Raw genomic sequence first — 14628 nt, forward strand, 5'->3', positions numbered from 1 at the left:
ATAAAAAACTTTAGCCGATAAATTGCACCTCTCTTTCGACTAATTAATTTACCCAACTAACCTTACAAGTTGTTTGCTAAGCTAGTTGGGTTTACTGTTTATTTAAACCTTGGATTGTTCATTTCTTGATGAATTTCTTTGCTCGCTTCATATAGAAACAATGTTTGTTTTTTACTTGATGCATAATCGACAATGGGTTTTGGATAATTTTCTCCTAAATGTACATGATATTGCGTTTGTAAAGCTTCGTTCATTAGATTTGGTTGATGAATATACTTTTGTGGCACTTGCTTAAGTTCTGGAACATATTTTTTGATGAACTGGCCGTCATTATCAAATTTTTTTGACTGGATAATTGGATTAAAAATCCGAAAATACGGGACAGCGTCCGTTCCTGTCGAAGCAGCCCATTGCCAGCCACCGATATTATTGGCGGCATCATAATCAATCAACATTTTTTGAAAGTATTTTTCACCCCAACGCCAATCGATGTGTAAATTTTTAACTAAAAAAGAGGCAGTAATCATTCTTAAGCGGTTGTGCATCCAACCAGTTTGATTCAGTTGTCGCATTGCGGCATCAATTATAGGGTACCCCGTCTCCCCTTTTTGCCACTTGACAAACATTTCTGGGTCATTTGTCCATTGAATATAACGAAATTTTTCTTGAATAGCTTCCTCTTTTTGTTGTGGAAACGTACTATAGATCATATTGTAAAAGTCGCGCCAAGCTAATTCTTTTTTGAAGGTTTCTTTACTTAAGCTAGAAGGCGCAGATGCAAGCTCTTGCCAAATGGTGCGAATCGAAAGTTCTCCCGTTCTTAAAAAAGTAGACAGATGACTCGTTTGATCCTGATAAGGGAAATCACGCTTATTTTCATAGGATCGAAGTTTTTGATCAATAAAAGTATTTAAGCACCTTCTGGCTGTTTTTTCGCCGACACTATAGTGTGTTAAAGGAATCCTCGCAATCTGTTCACGATAAGCTGCTTCCTCTTCTGGAAAAAGACACGCACTAAAAATTTTTTCAGCTGTATAGGAAACAGGAATCGGTGTTTCTTTAGGCGCCTCTTTCCATTTATTGTAATAGGGCGTAAACACTTGGTACTTGCTGCCATCGTTCTTCTTAATTTCTTCAGAGCCATGCAAATAGGCATCTTGAAAAGAGAAAGACTGAATATTATTTTCTTCAAAAAAGCGCATAGCTTGCTGGTCCCGCTTTGCCCCAAAGCCACAAGTATCTTCATTAAAATAAATGGCCTGCCAATCGGGTAATTTGCGTTTCAAACGTGAAAATAAATCTAACGGTTCGCCGACCATGATTTGTAAATGTGCCTCTTGATCGATTCGTTCTTTAAACGAGGCTAAACTTGCAAAAAAAGCGTTATGATTAGCACTTTCTTGAATAAATTGTTGAGGATTCATTTGGAATAATAAAATCAATTCATCAGCTGCAGAATTTTGTAACGCGTGTGCTAATGCTTTATTATCCTGTAATCGTAAATCACGTCTAAACCACATTACTGTTTTCATTTTTAAATCCTCCTAAATACTTCGTCTTGCTTATCGTAACCGTGACTGCTGATTTTTAAAAGCAACTTGCCTAGACTTTTCAAAAAGCCGATAAAAACTGGGTTTTCAGCTTTTATCGGCTTTTTGATTAAATTAATAGGAAATATTAAAAGCTTTCATATCTTTCTCAATATATTGTAGGACTTCTGTATTGCCAAAAAATTGTGTAAAATAATAGGCTTGACGATAGTCATCGGCTGTGTCTTCCCCGAGCATTTGTTTGTTAAAGGCTTTTTCATATAAAAGATAATCTAGCAAATAAATGGAGTGTTTGTCACGACAAATCTGAATCCCTTTTTCGCTTAAAATGACACTTTTTTGGTAATCTTTTATTTCCGAGTAGAATTTAGCAGAATTATAATAAATTCTACAACGCTCCAAGGAACATTCTAATTTAAATTGTTCCAATTCTTGTAATGATTTTTCGTAATACACTTGCGCTTTTCTCATATCTTTTTCCAGTTCATATAGCGTACCTAGCGCATTCAGGCTTAAAATGTTGTAAATATTGACTTTACGGTCAATTTCCGCGCCCCGATATAGGTAAAACAAGGCCTCTGCTTTATCTTTTTTTCCTAATAAACAAGTAATTCCCTTATAATATAACAATTTAGTCGTTAGTTCATTATTAGATAAGATAAGACCTTCAGGCACTTCTTGTAATAAATTGTAGGCCTCTAAGTGAAATAACCGTAAAGATAAATCCTCGACTTTGTTTAGTAGATTTTCAATTTTCTTTTCTTCAGAAATCATCATACATTCTTCTACTTCTAAATCTAATCGGAGGCAAATAGATGAGAAAATATCTAAACTGTCACATAGATTACGGTTTTCAATATTACTAATTGTTGCTTGCGTACAGATGCCGTTAGCCAGCTCTGATTGTGTGATTTTTTTAAGTTTTCTCGCTTGTTTTATTTTGTCTCCTGCTACCTTCACGAACAGACCTCCACTTGTATTATTATGTAAATTCATTAAAAAATGTTATACTTTGATTATCAATTAAAGGAGGTACATGCTATGTTTGATTTACTTGCATTATTGACTGGAACATCAACTTATGGCAACGTTCCCCATGTTTAATTAGTCAATGCGTGTCAAGTATGGTCTTCCATACTTGGCATGTTTCCTTTAAAACTGACTCAATCATACTACAAACGGACAGACAAATACAACAGAAAATCATTGGTTTTTTATTAAGAAAAAGAACAGCAAGAAGTGATAACTACTTCTTGCTGTTCTTTTGTTTAGTTAGGTGTATTTAGATTTAAAATGATTTGTTCCGGCGTAATTTCATTATGATCTGACATCATTGGCTCTACGCTTAAATAACTTGAAGTATTTGTAATGATAACCATGACAGTTGAGTCAAGCCCAGCTTCTTTAATGGCTTTTCGATCGAACGTTCCTAAAAGATCTCCTTTTTTAACACGGTGACCTTGGGTTACTTGTGTCTGAAAGACCTCCTGCCCCAATGTGACAGTATCAATTCCTATATGAATTAATACTTCAGCTCCTGCGTCCGTTTGGATACCATAAGCGTGCCCAGTTTCTGCAACCAAGTTTAATAAACCATCTGCAGGCGCGTAAACCTTGTTCGCTGTTGGCATGATTGCTAAACCTTTGCCCATCATCTCGCTTGAAAATACTGGGTCATTAACAGCAGTAAGATTCATGGCGTAACCAGTTACCGGAGAAAAAAGTTGTTCATCTAAGGTATTGTGTTGCATTTCAAAGACTTCGCGTTCTTCCTCTTCGATTACTTTATCTGAAATCAAAACTTCTTGCGGAATTGCAAATAAACTGGTTAATGCATAACATACACCGACAGATAAAAGTGCGACTAATAAATAGATCACTAATTGATGTGCACTATAGATATACATTAAGAAAGAAGGAATAACGGCTAATCCATAAGAATTTGATTGAATATGAAAAATAGCTAAAATTGCTCCGCCTAAACCTGATGTAAACAAGACACATAGCAGCGGTTTTAAGTTCCAACGAATAAGTAATCCAAATAACACAGGCTCACTAACTCCAAATAATTGAGACAACATAGAACCAATGGCTGTCGACTTCACTTTGCTATCTTGCGCTTTTTTCGCAAAGGCTAAACAACTGCCAACGTTAGCAAACCCATACATGGCACATATTGTAATCAATGCATTAAATCCTGTATTTGCTAATAATGATGTTTCTACCATAGTTAGTGTATGATGAATACCAATCAAAACCATTAAAGGATATGAGGCACCAATCACGAAACCACCTAATCCTAAGGGCAACCCAATCAACCATTGGACAACATCTACCATGCCTAACTCAACGGTATGCAAAATTGGGCCAATTCCGAGAATCATGATTAAAAAAGTAATTAACATAGTCATAAAAGGTGTAAAAATTTGATCGAGAATATTCGGCATCTTTTTTCGGAAAAAAAGTTCAATCTTTGCGCCAATTATACCAGCAGCAATTGCACTTAAAACGGACCCTTGTGCACCGACAACTGGGATAAAACCAAAAGCCATAATAGCTTTCACGCCAGAATCTGGTGTTGCAACTGCATAAGCGTTTGGTAAAATGGGTGATACCATCATTAAACCAATAACAATCCCGATTACAGGCGTCGCATTAAATGCTTTAAAGGTAGACCAAACAATCAAAGCTGGCAAAAAGGCAAAGACGGTATCTGTAATGACAGAGACAATTTGTTGAAAGCTTTCAGGAATATTGGCTACACTTGCTCCGAATAATTGTAAAAAAGTATCGTTAAAAATAACACCTTTTAACCCTAGGAACAATCCTGTTGCTGCAATTACTGGAACAATTGGAATGAATATTTCACTTAAAATGCGCATTGTTTTGCGCATGCCCGTTTCATTATTTTTTAAAATTGCTGTTTGCTCTGCTTTTGACACAACATTAATTCCAAGTTTTTCTATTTCATCATACACTTTAGTCACAATACCAGTTCCTAAAATCACTTGGTATTGACCACCATTATAAAAAACACCCTTGACTAAATCGATTTTTTCTAGTTGTTTACCATCTACTTGTTCGTGGTCCTTCAAAATAAAACGTAACCGCGTTTGACAATGGGTGACCGATATAATGTTATCCATACCGATTAATTGAATAATGTCTTTGGCTGCCTGCTGATAATTTTCTGCCATGTTATACTCCTCCTAGCTACTCATTTATAGTAATCAATAGTCCTTGATAGCTTTTTAATAATGTTCCCTGCTGAACTAATTGCTCTCGTTCTTCAGACTGTGTATCAAAAATAACTGTGCCATTAACTAAATAATGAGGGATTGGAACCGCCTCACCAAAATTAAAAAAGGCGTAAATCGTTTTTTCATTTAATTTGCGTTTATAAGCAATAACATTATCTGGAAGATTTGATAGTCCCTCAAATGTTCCATAAAGTAAGATGTCTGTATAGGGACTCTTTTGACGAAATGCAATCATCCGCTTATAGAAATGAAAAATACTTTGACTATTTTTTATTTCTGCTTCGGCATTGATTTCTTTATAATTATCCACCATTCCTAACCAAGGCTTGACGCTTGAAAAACCGCCATACATAGAATCATTCCATGGAAAAGGCGTGCGGGCATTGTCTCGACTACGCAAATTGACAAGTGACAAGGCTTCTTTGGGCGTAAATCCTTCTTTTATTGCTCGATAGTATTGATCAATGCTAGAAATATCATCGAATTCATCAATCGAACCCCTTTCAAAATTGGTCATTCCTAATTCTTGTCCTTGGTAAATAAAAGGCGTGCCCCTTAAAAAGAAATACATGGCGCCGAATGTTTTAACCGCATTTGGCTGTTGAGCCTGTTCTTTTAAATATTTCGTTGTCGCTCGAGGTTGATCATGATTTTCAATAAAATTTGCACTCCAACCAGCCTCTTGCATGGCTTCTTGCTGTTTGAAAATTAATGTGCGTAAATCATTCCAAGACCAATCGATTCTATAAAACCATTCGCTTCCTGATTTCACATCCAAATCAGCCCATTTGAAGTCAAAAATCATGTCGAAATACCCTGTTTCTCCAATAAATTCTGATAAATTTGGATAATTGACGCCGGCCGCTTCGGCAACTGTGACAATATCAAAGCCAGCAAAAGCTTTTTCTTTTAATTCGTTCAGAAAGTCACTCATTCCTGGCATGTTTCTACTCGCTTTTGTTACTTTGGCTAATTGATCTGCCCCATCAGCAGGTAAGTTTGTCCAAGTCAAATCTTTCTTAATAAAATTAATCGCATCTACACGAAAACCAGCAATTCCTTTGTTTAACCAAAAACGAATCATTTGATAGATTTCTTTGCGTAGTTCAGGATTTTCCCAATTTAAATCCGGCTGTTTTTTATGAAAGGCATGAAAGTAGTAGGCATCTTCCCCAGGTAATTTTTCCCAAACACTACCACCGAAGTTAGACCGCCAATTTGTAGGTGCTTCTCGTCCTTCTTTTATAATATAAAAGTCTCGAAAACGACTTTGAGGATTTTTTAAAACATCTTGAAACCAAGCATGTTCATCAGATGTATGGTTTACCACTAAATCTAAAATAACTTTTATGTTTCGTTTTTTTGCTTCTTCAATGAGTTCATCGAAGTCTGCCATTGTACCAAAATCGCTAGAAATACCATAATAGTCTGAAATATCATATCCATTGTCAGCCATTGGCGATGGGTACATTGGACTCAGCCAAATCAGCGTAATTCCTAAATTTTCTAAGTAATCCAGTTTTTGAATAATGCCTTGTAAATCACCAATTCCGTCATTATTACTATCCGAAAAGCTACGTGGATAAATTTGATAGGCCACTTCTTTTTGCCACCAATTTCTGTTCATTCTGGTTCTCCTCACTCTTAAACTAGTCCTGTTAATTTTTTCTGTAACCGTTTTTACATTTTGTATGATACTCGTTTTTGCGTAATATGTCAAACGTTTATCATAAATAAATGTAAATTATAATATTCTTTTGATTTAAATAGATTTATACATGTTATACGTTTGACTTTTTTCTGATTTGTTTATACTATTAGACTAACTACTATTTTCTAATAAAGGAGACATTACTTATGTCAAGCATCATGAACCAATGGACTGATGAATTACGTTATGCGCCTTATTCTTCTTGGACATCTGCTCACCTCGAAAATCTAACTTCTATTATCGCGCAATCTAGTTGGCGTTTTAAGTATCATATTCAACCACAGACAGGACTACTAAATGATCCCAACGGTTTTTCGTATTTCAATAACCAGTGGCATTTATTTTATCAAGCGTTTCCTTTCGGGAGTGTTCACGGACTAAAAAGTTGGGCCCACTTAACTTCCTCCGACTTAATTCACTGGGATTATGAAGGAATTGCCCTTTATCCCGACTCTGAATATGATTCTCATGGCGTCTATTCAGGCTCAGCTTTACCAATAGATAACCAACTATGTTTATTTTATACAGGGAATGTTCGTGATCAAACTTGGCAACGATTTGCATATCAAAATATTGCATGGCTGAATTCTTTAGGTGCGATCACAAAGGAAGCAACACCATTCCTACCAATTGACCCCAATTATTCTTCCCATTTTCGTGATCCGATGGTATTTCCTTATCAAGAAGGACTTGTTTTATTAATTGGTGCTAGTGATTTAAATGGACAAGGAAAAATTGTGGTCTATTTTTCTAAAGATCGAAACGTACACAATTTTCATCAACTTGGCGAATTGACGTTCACCGACCAAGAATTAGGCTACATGGTTGAATGCCCCAATTTGGTATTTATTGATGGCCAGCCTGTCTTATTATTTTGCCCACAAGGTCTATCTCCATCTGTAAAAAGTTATCAGAATATCTATCCGAATATGTACACATTGGCCGAAACGTTTGATTTGGAGAATCTTTCTTTAGTTCAGGCTGGACCTTTTGAAAATTTAGATGAAGGGTTTGATGTCTACGCCACTCAAGCCTTTAATGCGCCAGATGGTCGTGCACTTGCGGTCAGTTGGATTGGGTTGCCAGAAATCACTTACCCAAGTGATGTGGAGGGTTGGGCAAATGGCTTAAGTCTGGTTAAAGAACTCACAATTCACAACGGGAAACTATTTCAATATCCAGTTTCTGAAACAGAAATGCTTCGTCAATCCGCCACTACTTTATCAAATGGCTGCCATTTTTTATCTACTGCTTCTTTTGAATTAGAAGTGGATATTCCCAAAAATGAGATTGCTTTTATTCGGCTTTTAGCGAACGAAACGGGTTCAAAAGGACTTTTAATTACAATTGATACGATTCATGGTAAAATAACCCTTGATCGAACATTTGCTGGCCAACCTTTTGCTGAAAAGTATGGCACAATTCGTGAAACTAAAATTAGGAAAAATAAGTCAGTTCAGTTAACTATTTTTGTTGATTGCTCTGTTGCAGAAATCTATGTAAATAAAGGTGAAAAAACGATGACTGGTCGCTTCTTTCCAGATAAAGCGCAACAGTATCTTCATCTATCCAAGACGGCAAAAGCTTGTTTTTATGAGCTGGAAAATACGAATAATTAGGAATGATGGTGAATTTTGATGGTGGTTAAATTAACGGATGTAGCAAAGCTTGCTGGGGTGAGCCCGACAACGGTAAGCCGCGTGATTAATAATTATGGTTATCTTAGTCAAAAAACAATTGATAAAGTTCATCAAGCGATGGAAGAATTAAATTATCAACCTAATGGATTAGCCAGAAGCCTCCAAGGAAAAAGTACGCAGCTGATTGGTTTAGTCTTCCCTTCTGTTAGTCATCCATTTTTTGGTGAATTAATTGAAACACTGGAAAGAAAGCTCTTTGTTCAAGGATATAAAGTGATTTTATGTGATAGTGAAAAAGATCCAGAAAAAGAGCGCGCCTATTTACGAATGCTCGCTGCAAATAAAGTGGACGGTGTAATCACTGGTAGCCATAACTTAGCTATTAACGAATATGAAAATGTTTCACTACCTATTGTTTCCTTTGACCGTTTCTTGGCACCTGGCATTCCAATTGTCTCTTCGCAAAACTTTCAAGGCGGCCAAAAAGCCACTGAAGCCTTATTTGCAAGTGGTGCACAAAAGATTGCAATTATTACTGGTGCTAATAACACAGGCGCACCTAGCGATTATCGATTGGCTGGTTATAAACAAACGATGGAAAAATATGGCGCAGAAAAAACGATTCTACAAATTGATAATGGAACCTCAACAACATTAAAAAATCTAGAAATCGAACGTTTGCTTCAAAATAAAACTGTAGACGGCATCTTTTGTACCGATGATTTGACAGCAATTACAGTTATGAATATTGCTCAAAAATTGAAGATAGCCATTCCTGAAGAATTAAAAGTAATTGGTTATGATGGGACAAAATTAATCAAAAGAATTGCCCCACAACTATCAACCATTGTGCAGCCAATCGACGAGATGTGTGACGTTATGATTGACTTACTGATTCGTAGAATGAAGGATCCTGATGTTGCGCTCGAGGAAAATTATCCTATTCCGATTCAGCTATCATTGTCTGAATCCTGTTAAAAAAGACACCTGAAAAGGTGTCTTTTTTTATTCTTAATTCCTCATTTGCCCATTTCCCTTAATTCCAAAGCACAGAGATTAAATAATACAACAACATGATCCCTACAAATACACCGAGCATTAGTAAAACATACCACCAATTTTTGGCGCTATAGGTTTCATTTTTATCTTTTTCGGTTCGTTTCCCGGCAGCCCATTTCCATAAATCGTAATTATTCATCTCTCTCACCACCTTTAATGGGTTTGTTAACTTAAGTCTAACACGGAATGAGAGAACTTGAAAACAAAAGGATCACCCACTTATGCAATGGATGATCCTTTTGGGGCACTATTCTTCTGGTAACCCATTATTTTTAATCACTGATTGGTACCAATAAAAACTATCTTTTTTAATACGTCGTAAATCTTTTAACTCATGGTCTTCACGATTAACGTAAATAAAACCGTAGCGTTTTTTGAATCCTTGATGGGAACTTAAAATATCCATGACCGACCAAGGGCAATAACCAAACAACTCAACACCGTCAGAAATAGCCGCATGACAAGCAGCAATATGATCATGCAAATACGCAATTCGATAATCATCATGAATTTTTCCGTCCTCTGTTAGGTGATCTGGTGTGCCTAAGCCGTTTTCTGTAATGATTAACGGTAAACGGTATTGACGATAATAATCATTTAAAACTAAACGTAGACCAGTTGGATCAATTTGGGCACCATACTTAGAGGTTTTTAAATGTTGATTTTTTTCGATTTTGAAATAACCGTATAGATCAAAATCAATGTCCTTTTCTTTCGTACCCAATGGGTGTTGCTCATCTGTCGGTAAATAGCTAGCAACTAACGTCCGATAATAATTAAGGGCGATAAAATCTGGTTTAGCGGCTTTCAGAATTGCTTGATCTTCTGGCTGTGTTTCGGGATAAATGCCGCATTTGGTTAAATACTCTTGATAGTAACCTGGGTATTCGCCAAAACAATACATTTCTAGAGCATAATTCGTTTTAAAGTTATCATTCATACGAGCCGCCCAAACATCTTCAGGCTTATTGGAACTAGGATAAGTCATCGTTGAGGAAACAGAGGGACCGACTTTTCCCCCAGCAACCAATTGGTGACAATCATTCGTCGCTAACGCATGGGCGACAAACATATGGTAATCCATTTGTGCACGAATTTTTTCAACATTTTCTGGTGCAACATCGTACATATTCATTCGTTCATCAACACGAATCATTAAGTTTTGTTCGTTCGTAACTTGCCAATTTTTGACTCGATCACCAAACGCTTGATAACAAACTTGCGCATAGCATTGAAATGCGGAAACGCAGCGACGATCCGCCCAACCATTGTATTTTTCCACCAACGCAAAAGGTAAATCAAAATGATACAGTGTGACAAACGGCAAAATATCGTTTTCTAAAAGTGTATCAATGACGGTATTATAAAAATCGATGCCGGCTTGATTGATTTCGCCATCACCTGTTGGAATGATTCGTGCCCATGAAAGAGAAAAACGATAGGTTTTTAAGCCTAATTCTTTCATTAACGCAATGTCCTCTTTGAAATGATGGTAAAAATCGCTGGCGACTTTCGTATCTGCTTGTACAGCTGACTTTTTAAAAGAATTGTAATCAGCAACTGTTAGGCCTTTGCCGTCCTCATTCCAAGCTCCCTCAATTTGAAAAGCGGAGGAAGAAGCTCCCCATAAAAAATCGTTCTTAAATTGTTTAACCATTAGTTTTGCTCCTTTACTTGCATGAAAAATAAATTTGTTTGTGGTGTAATCTCTGTTTGTTTGGTTGTCTCAATTATAGCCATTTCCACAGTATTTGTTACGATGACTAAGACGGTTGGATCATAACCAGCAGCTTGGATAACTTGTTTATCAAAAGAGAGCAGTTTTTGTCCTAGTCTGACCCTTTCTCCTACTTTTACGAACGTTTCAAATCCCCGCCCTTTTAATTCGACTGTATTGATTCCAATGTGAAGGAGGATTTCAGCACCATTGTCTAACTTTAAGCCAATTGCATGATGAGTTGGATATAAAGCCGTCACTTGCCCATTTCCTGGTGAAACAATTTGTTCCTCTGTCGGATAAATAGCTAGCGTTTTTCCCATTTGTTGAGAAGCAAAGACTTCATCGTTGATTTGGTCTAAAGATACGAGTTGTCCTTGAACAGGTGCTTGAATCCGTTGCTTTTCTTTGACTGTCGTTGCCTCTGTCTTTATGCCGGGTTCTTGACGTGAATCGTCAAGCGGTAAATCATTAAAGCCTAGAAAAATCGTTAATAGAAATGCACCAAAAAAAGCAATGCCACAACCTAATAAATAACAAATAAAGGCTTTGGTTCCTGCTTCTGCATAAACTGGGATGGTCAAGAGTCCTTGGTTAGCGAAGGCTGTCCCATAGGAGCCGCCCCAGCCCATTAAGGCCCCACCTGCTGCTCCGCTAGCCACCGCATAAATCATCGGTTTTTTTAGCCGCAAGTTTGCACCATAAATGGCTGGTTCTGTGATACCAAATAATGCAGTCACTGTTGCAGAGGCAGCAACGGCTTTCAAGCCTTTATTTTTTGTGCGGACAAACACGCCAAATGCGGCGCCCGCTTGAGAAAAGTTCGCTGCACCAGCAAACGCTAGCAAATTTTGCCGTCCTGTTCGAGCGACATCATTAATCCCAATTGGCACAAGCCCACGGTGAGCCCCAAAAATGACTAAGACACACCAAATTCCGCCGATAAAACCGCCTAACAAGATGGGACTAAAATTCATTATATAATAATACAACCAATTCACGCCGTCACCTAAATAAATCCCTATCGGTCCAAATAATAATAAAGTGGCTGGAATCATTAAAAGTAATGATAGCGTAGGAACCATAATAATTTTTAGAACTTCTGGAATCACTTTTTCCAAAAAGCGTTGCACATAAGCTAACATAAAAATTGCAAGAATAATAGGAATTACCGTGGAAACATAATTGGCTTTGGTCACATGTAATCCAAACAAGGTAACCGCTGATTCTTCAGTCATTAATGAAACGATGGTCGGATAACATAAGGTGGCACCAATTACCATAGCGATATATTCGTTTGTTTTGAAAACCTTAGCAGCTGAATAACCTAAAATAACTGGCATAAAATAAAAAAGTGCATCGGAAGCGGCGCTTAAAATAATATACGTATTCAAAGGTTTTAAATCGACCTGGTAAAAATTGTTTGCGACCATCACAGCAATAGCTAAAATTCCTTTTAACATGCCTGAAGCGGCAATTGCTGGTACGACAGGTGTGAAAATCGCGGCAACAGTATTTAAAATTCGATTACCTAATGAATTTTTTTCTTTTGTGGATGTTTTGGTCGTAAGTTGCTGAGCCAACAAAGGTTCTAGAGCATTATAAACATGCGCGACTTTATTGCCTAAAACCACTTGATACTGCCCGCCACTTTCAACAACAGAAATGACACCTTCTGTTTGTAGTAAGGCTTCTTTGTTCGCTTGTTTCGTATCTTTCAATATGAAACGCAATCGTGTATAACAATGTGTGACATCCACGATATTGTCTTTGCCACCTACGTCTTTCAAAATTTCTTTTGCTATTGCTTGGTAGTCCATGATGACCACTCCTTATCTATAAAATAACAGCTCAATAAAAAAGATCAAATCACACATGCACGTTTCAGCAAACACACTCAATATTTGCTCGTCGTGAATGTCCCTTTGATCTGATCTACGTAATAACTATGTTTCTCACGATAGAATAGCTGATTGAATTTATTTTTAATTTACCATTATTTAGAGGGATTATCAATGAATTAGGTAGACCAACTCAGTGTTTTGTTACTAAAATCAGCAGTGAAAATAGTAGTTTACTACATTCACTGCTGATTCATTTGATTACAAGACTGGTGACAACAAGCGTGAAAAGTTTTGCTTGAAGCGTAGCCAGTACCCTTGTTTTTTAATTATCTCGTCGGTTAGTAAGACACTTTTTTCTATATCTTCTTCAAAGATTTGCGCTAATATCCACGCAATGTCGGGATTGTAAATAAACGTACTCACCTCAAAATTCAATGAATAACTGCGAATATCTTGGTTTGTTGTGCCAACCATAGCTAATTCATCATCAATCACCATTGTTTTTGCATGAATAAACCCACTATCATAAATATAAATTTTAATGCCGCGTTTGTGTAAGTAATTCGCGTAATATTGTGTTGCGCGGTAAATAAAGGGATGGTCAGGCATACAAGGAATCATAATTCGCACGTCGACACCTGAACGAACCGCCACTAACAACGCATTAATCATACTATCGTCAGGGATTAAATACGGTGTTTGAATCCAGACACTCTTTTCTGCAGAAAAAATCATCCGAACAAACCCGCTTTTCAAAATTTCTTCTTCTGAATCAGGACCATCTGAAACAACTTGTAAGGACAAATGCTCCACTTCATGATCTTCTGGTAATTTAAAATATTTTTCATGATACGTCATACGTTCTTCAGGATATTTGACTGAAGCATTCCAATCCATGATAAATATCTCTTGCAATGAAAATACGGCCGTCCCGACCAAACGAATATGGGTATCTCGCCAGTAACCAAATTTTTCGGTGACATTCAAATATTGATCCCCAACATTGAACCCGCCGGTCCAGCCAATTTTCCCATCGATGACAACAATTTTCCGATGCAAGTGATAATTTAGACGTGTTTTACGGATCATATCGCGAGAAGTAATAAAGGGAGCTACTTTTCCTCCAGCGTCAACGTAACGAGCAAAAAACTTTTTATTTGCGCCGGGTGAACCCCAAGGATCGTAAATTAAGTAAACTTCCACGCCTTCATGCAACTTTTCGATTAATACATCTAAAAATTGATTGCCAATCGTGTCATTAAAAAACGCATAATATTCCACATGAACGGTTTCTTTCGCTGCACGAATATCTTCAAATAATGCTTGGAATTTTTCTTGGCCATCTGTGAATAATTGTAAACTATTTCTTTTGGCCAACGGTGATGCGTCCATATTCCGGAAATAACGATTTAAAACTTTCGCATCATAAAGTAAATCATAACGTTTATCGCGCCCTGCTTTTTTGTTATCGATGTCCACTTTTTCTTTAATTCGTTGAACCATTTGTTTTTCATCATCAGACAATTTAAAAACTTCTTGTCCATCGATACCCCGCCCACAGAATAAGTAAATAATAAATCCGATACCAGGCAAGAAAATCAACGTCATCATCCATGCTAAAACGCTGGAAATACTACGAGGTTTTCTAAAAACAGTAATTAAGGCAGCAATAACGTTAATTACTAATAAAAATAACAAAATCCAAACAAAAATTTTCATCGCTTACCTCCTTCTTACTTCATACTAAGATTATATCAAATAACAGTTAAATTAGGCGAATAATATGAGCGAGTATTCAAAAAAGAATTCATTTCTATAAGTGTTTCGCCTTTGATTCTCAGTTTTTC

Annotated in this window: 10 protein-coding genes; 2 read left to right on the forward strand and 8 right to left on the reverse strand. The window is 36.8% G+C overall.

Annotation, left to right across the window (positions count from 1 at the left end; all coding sequences use genetic code 11):
* Window positions 1-98: 98 nt before the first annotated feature.
* The 4 genes from IGM09_RS06475 to IGM09_RS06490 all read right to left on the reverse strand — a co-directional run bounded on the left by IGM09_RS06475 (window position 99) and on the right by IGM09_RS06490 (window position 6437).
* Complete coding sequence (locus IGM09_RS06475) at window positions 99-1532, reverse strand: cryptochrome/photolyase family protein (RefSeq protein ID WP_033624973.1); 1434 nt, start codon at window positions 1530-1532, stop codon at window positions 99-101.
* Window positions 1533-1664: 132 nt separating this feature from the next.
* Window positions 1665-2546: a helix-turn-helix domain-containing protein gene (locus IGM09_RS06480; RefSeq protein WP_002394463.1), complete on the reverse strand. Its 882-nt coding sequence runs from the start codon at window positions 2544-2546 to the stop codon at window positions 1665-1667.
* Between the two features lie 272 nt (window positions 2547-2818).
* Window positions 2819-4747: a sucrose-specific PTS transporter subunit IIBC gene (locus tag IGM09_RS06485; RefSeq protein ID WP_002360285.1), complete on the reverse strand. Its 1929-nt coding sequence runs from the start codon at window positions 4745-4747 to the stop codon at window positions 2819-2821.
* A 16-nt stretch (window positions 4748-4763) separates the two neighbouring features.
* Window positions 4764-6437: a glycoside hydrolase family 13 protein gene (locus IGM09_RS06490; RefSeq protein ID WP_002404311.1), complete on the reverse strand. Its 1674-nt coding sequence runs from the start codon at window positions 6435-6437 to the stop codon at window positions 4764-4766.
* A 242-nt stretch (window positions 6438-6679) separates the two neighbouring features.
* Here IGM09_RS06490 and IGM09_RS06495 point away from each other — a divergent pair, with 242 nt between their 5' ends.
* Both IGM09_RS06495 and IGM09_RS06500 read left to right on the forward strand, forming a co-directional pair.
* Window positions 6680-8140: a sucrose-6-phosphate hydrolase gene (locus tag IGM09_RS06495; RefSeq protein WP_025192037.1), complete on the forward strand. Its 1461-nt coding sequence runs from the start codon at window positions 6680-6682 to the stop codon at window positions 8138-8140.
* Window positions 8141-8158: 18 nt separating this feature from the next.
* Complete coding sequence (locus tag IGM09_RS06500) at window positions 8159-9139, forward strand: LacI family DNA-binding transcriptional regulator (RefSeq protein WP_033624974.1); 981 nt, start codon at window positions 8159-8161, stop codon at window positions 9137-9139.
* 58 nt (window positions 9140-9197) lie between these two features.
* Here the strand turns inward: IGM09_RS06500 and IGM09_RS06505 are convergent, their stop codons facing one another.
* The 4 genes from IGM09_RS06505 to cls all read right to left on the reverse strand — a co-directional run bounded on the left by IGM09_RS06505 (window position 9198) and on the right by cls (window position 14500).
* Window positions 9198-9359 (reverse strand): hypothetical protein, encoded by a 162-nt coding sequence (locus IGM09_RS06505; RefSeq protein WP_002361843.1) that lies wholly within the window; start codon window positions 9357-9359, stop codon window positions 9198-9200.
* A gap of 108 nt (window positions 9360-9467) precedes the next feature.
* Window positions 9468-10877 carry a glycoside hydrolase family 1 protein gene (locus IGM09_RS06510; RefSeq protein WP_033624975.1) on the reverse strand — a complete coding sequence of 470 codons (1410 nt, stop codon included), beginning with the start codon at window positions 10875-10877 and terminating at the stop codon, window positions 9468-9470.
* Entirely contained in the window at window positions 10877-12757 is a 1881-nt protein-coding gene (locus IGM09_RS06515; RefSeq protein ID WP_033624977.1) for a beta-glucoside-specific PTS transporter subunit IIABC, read from the reverse strand. Before IGM09_RS06515 ends, IGM09_RS06510 begins: the two co-directional genes overlap by 1 nt.
* A 282-nt stretch (window positions 12758-13039) precedes the next feature.
* On the reverse strand, window positions 13040-14500 hold the full coding sequence (cls, locus tag IGM09_RS06520; protein ID WP_010707571.1) for a cardiolipin synthase: 1461 nt from the start codon (window positions 14498-14500) through the stop codon (window positions 13040-13042).
* Between the last annotated feature and the right edge of the window lie 128 nt (window positions 14501-14628).

It is taken from the genome of Enterococcus sp. DIV0167 (genome assembly GCF_050541555.1).
Classification (GTDB): domain Bacteria; phylum Bacillota; class Bacilli; order Lactobacillales; family Enterococcaceae; genus Enterococcus; species Enterococcus faecalis.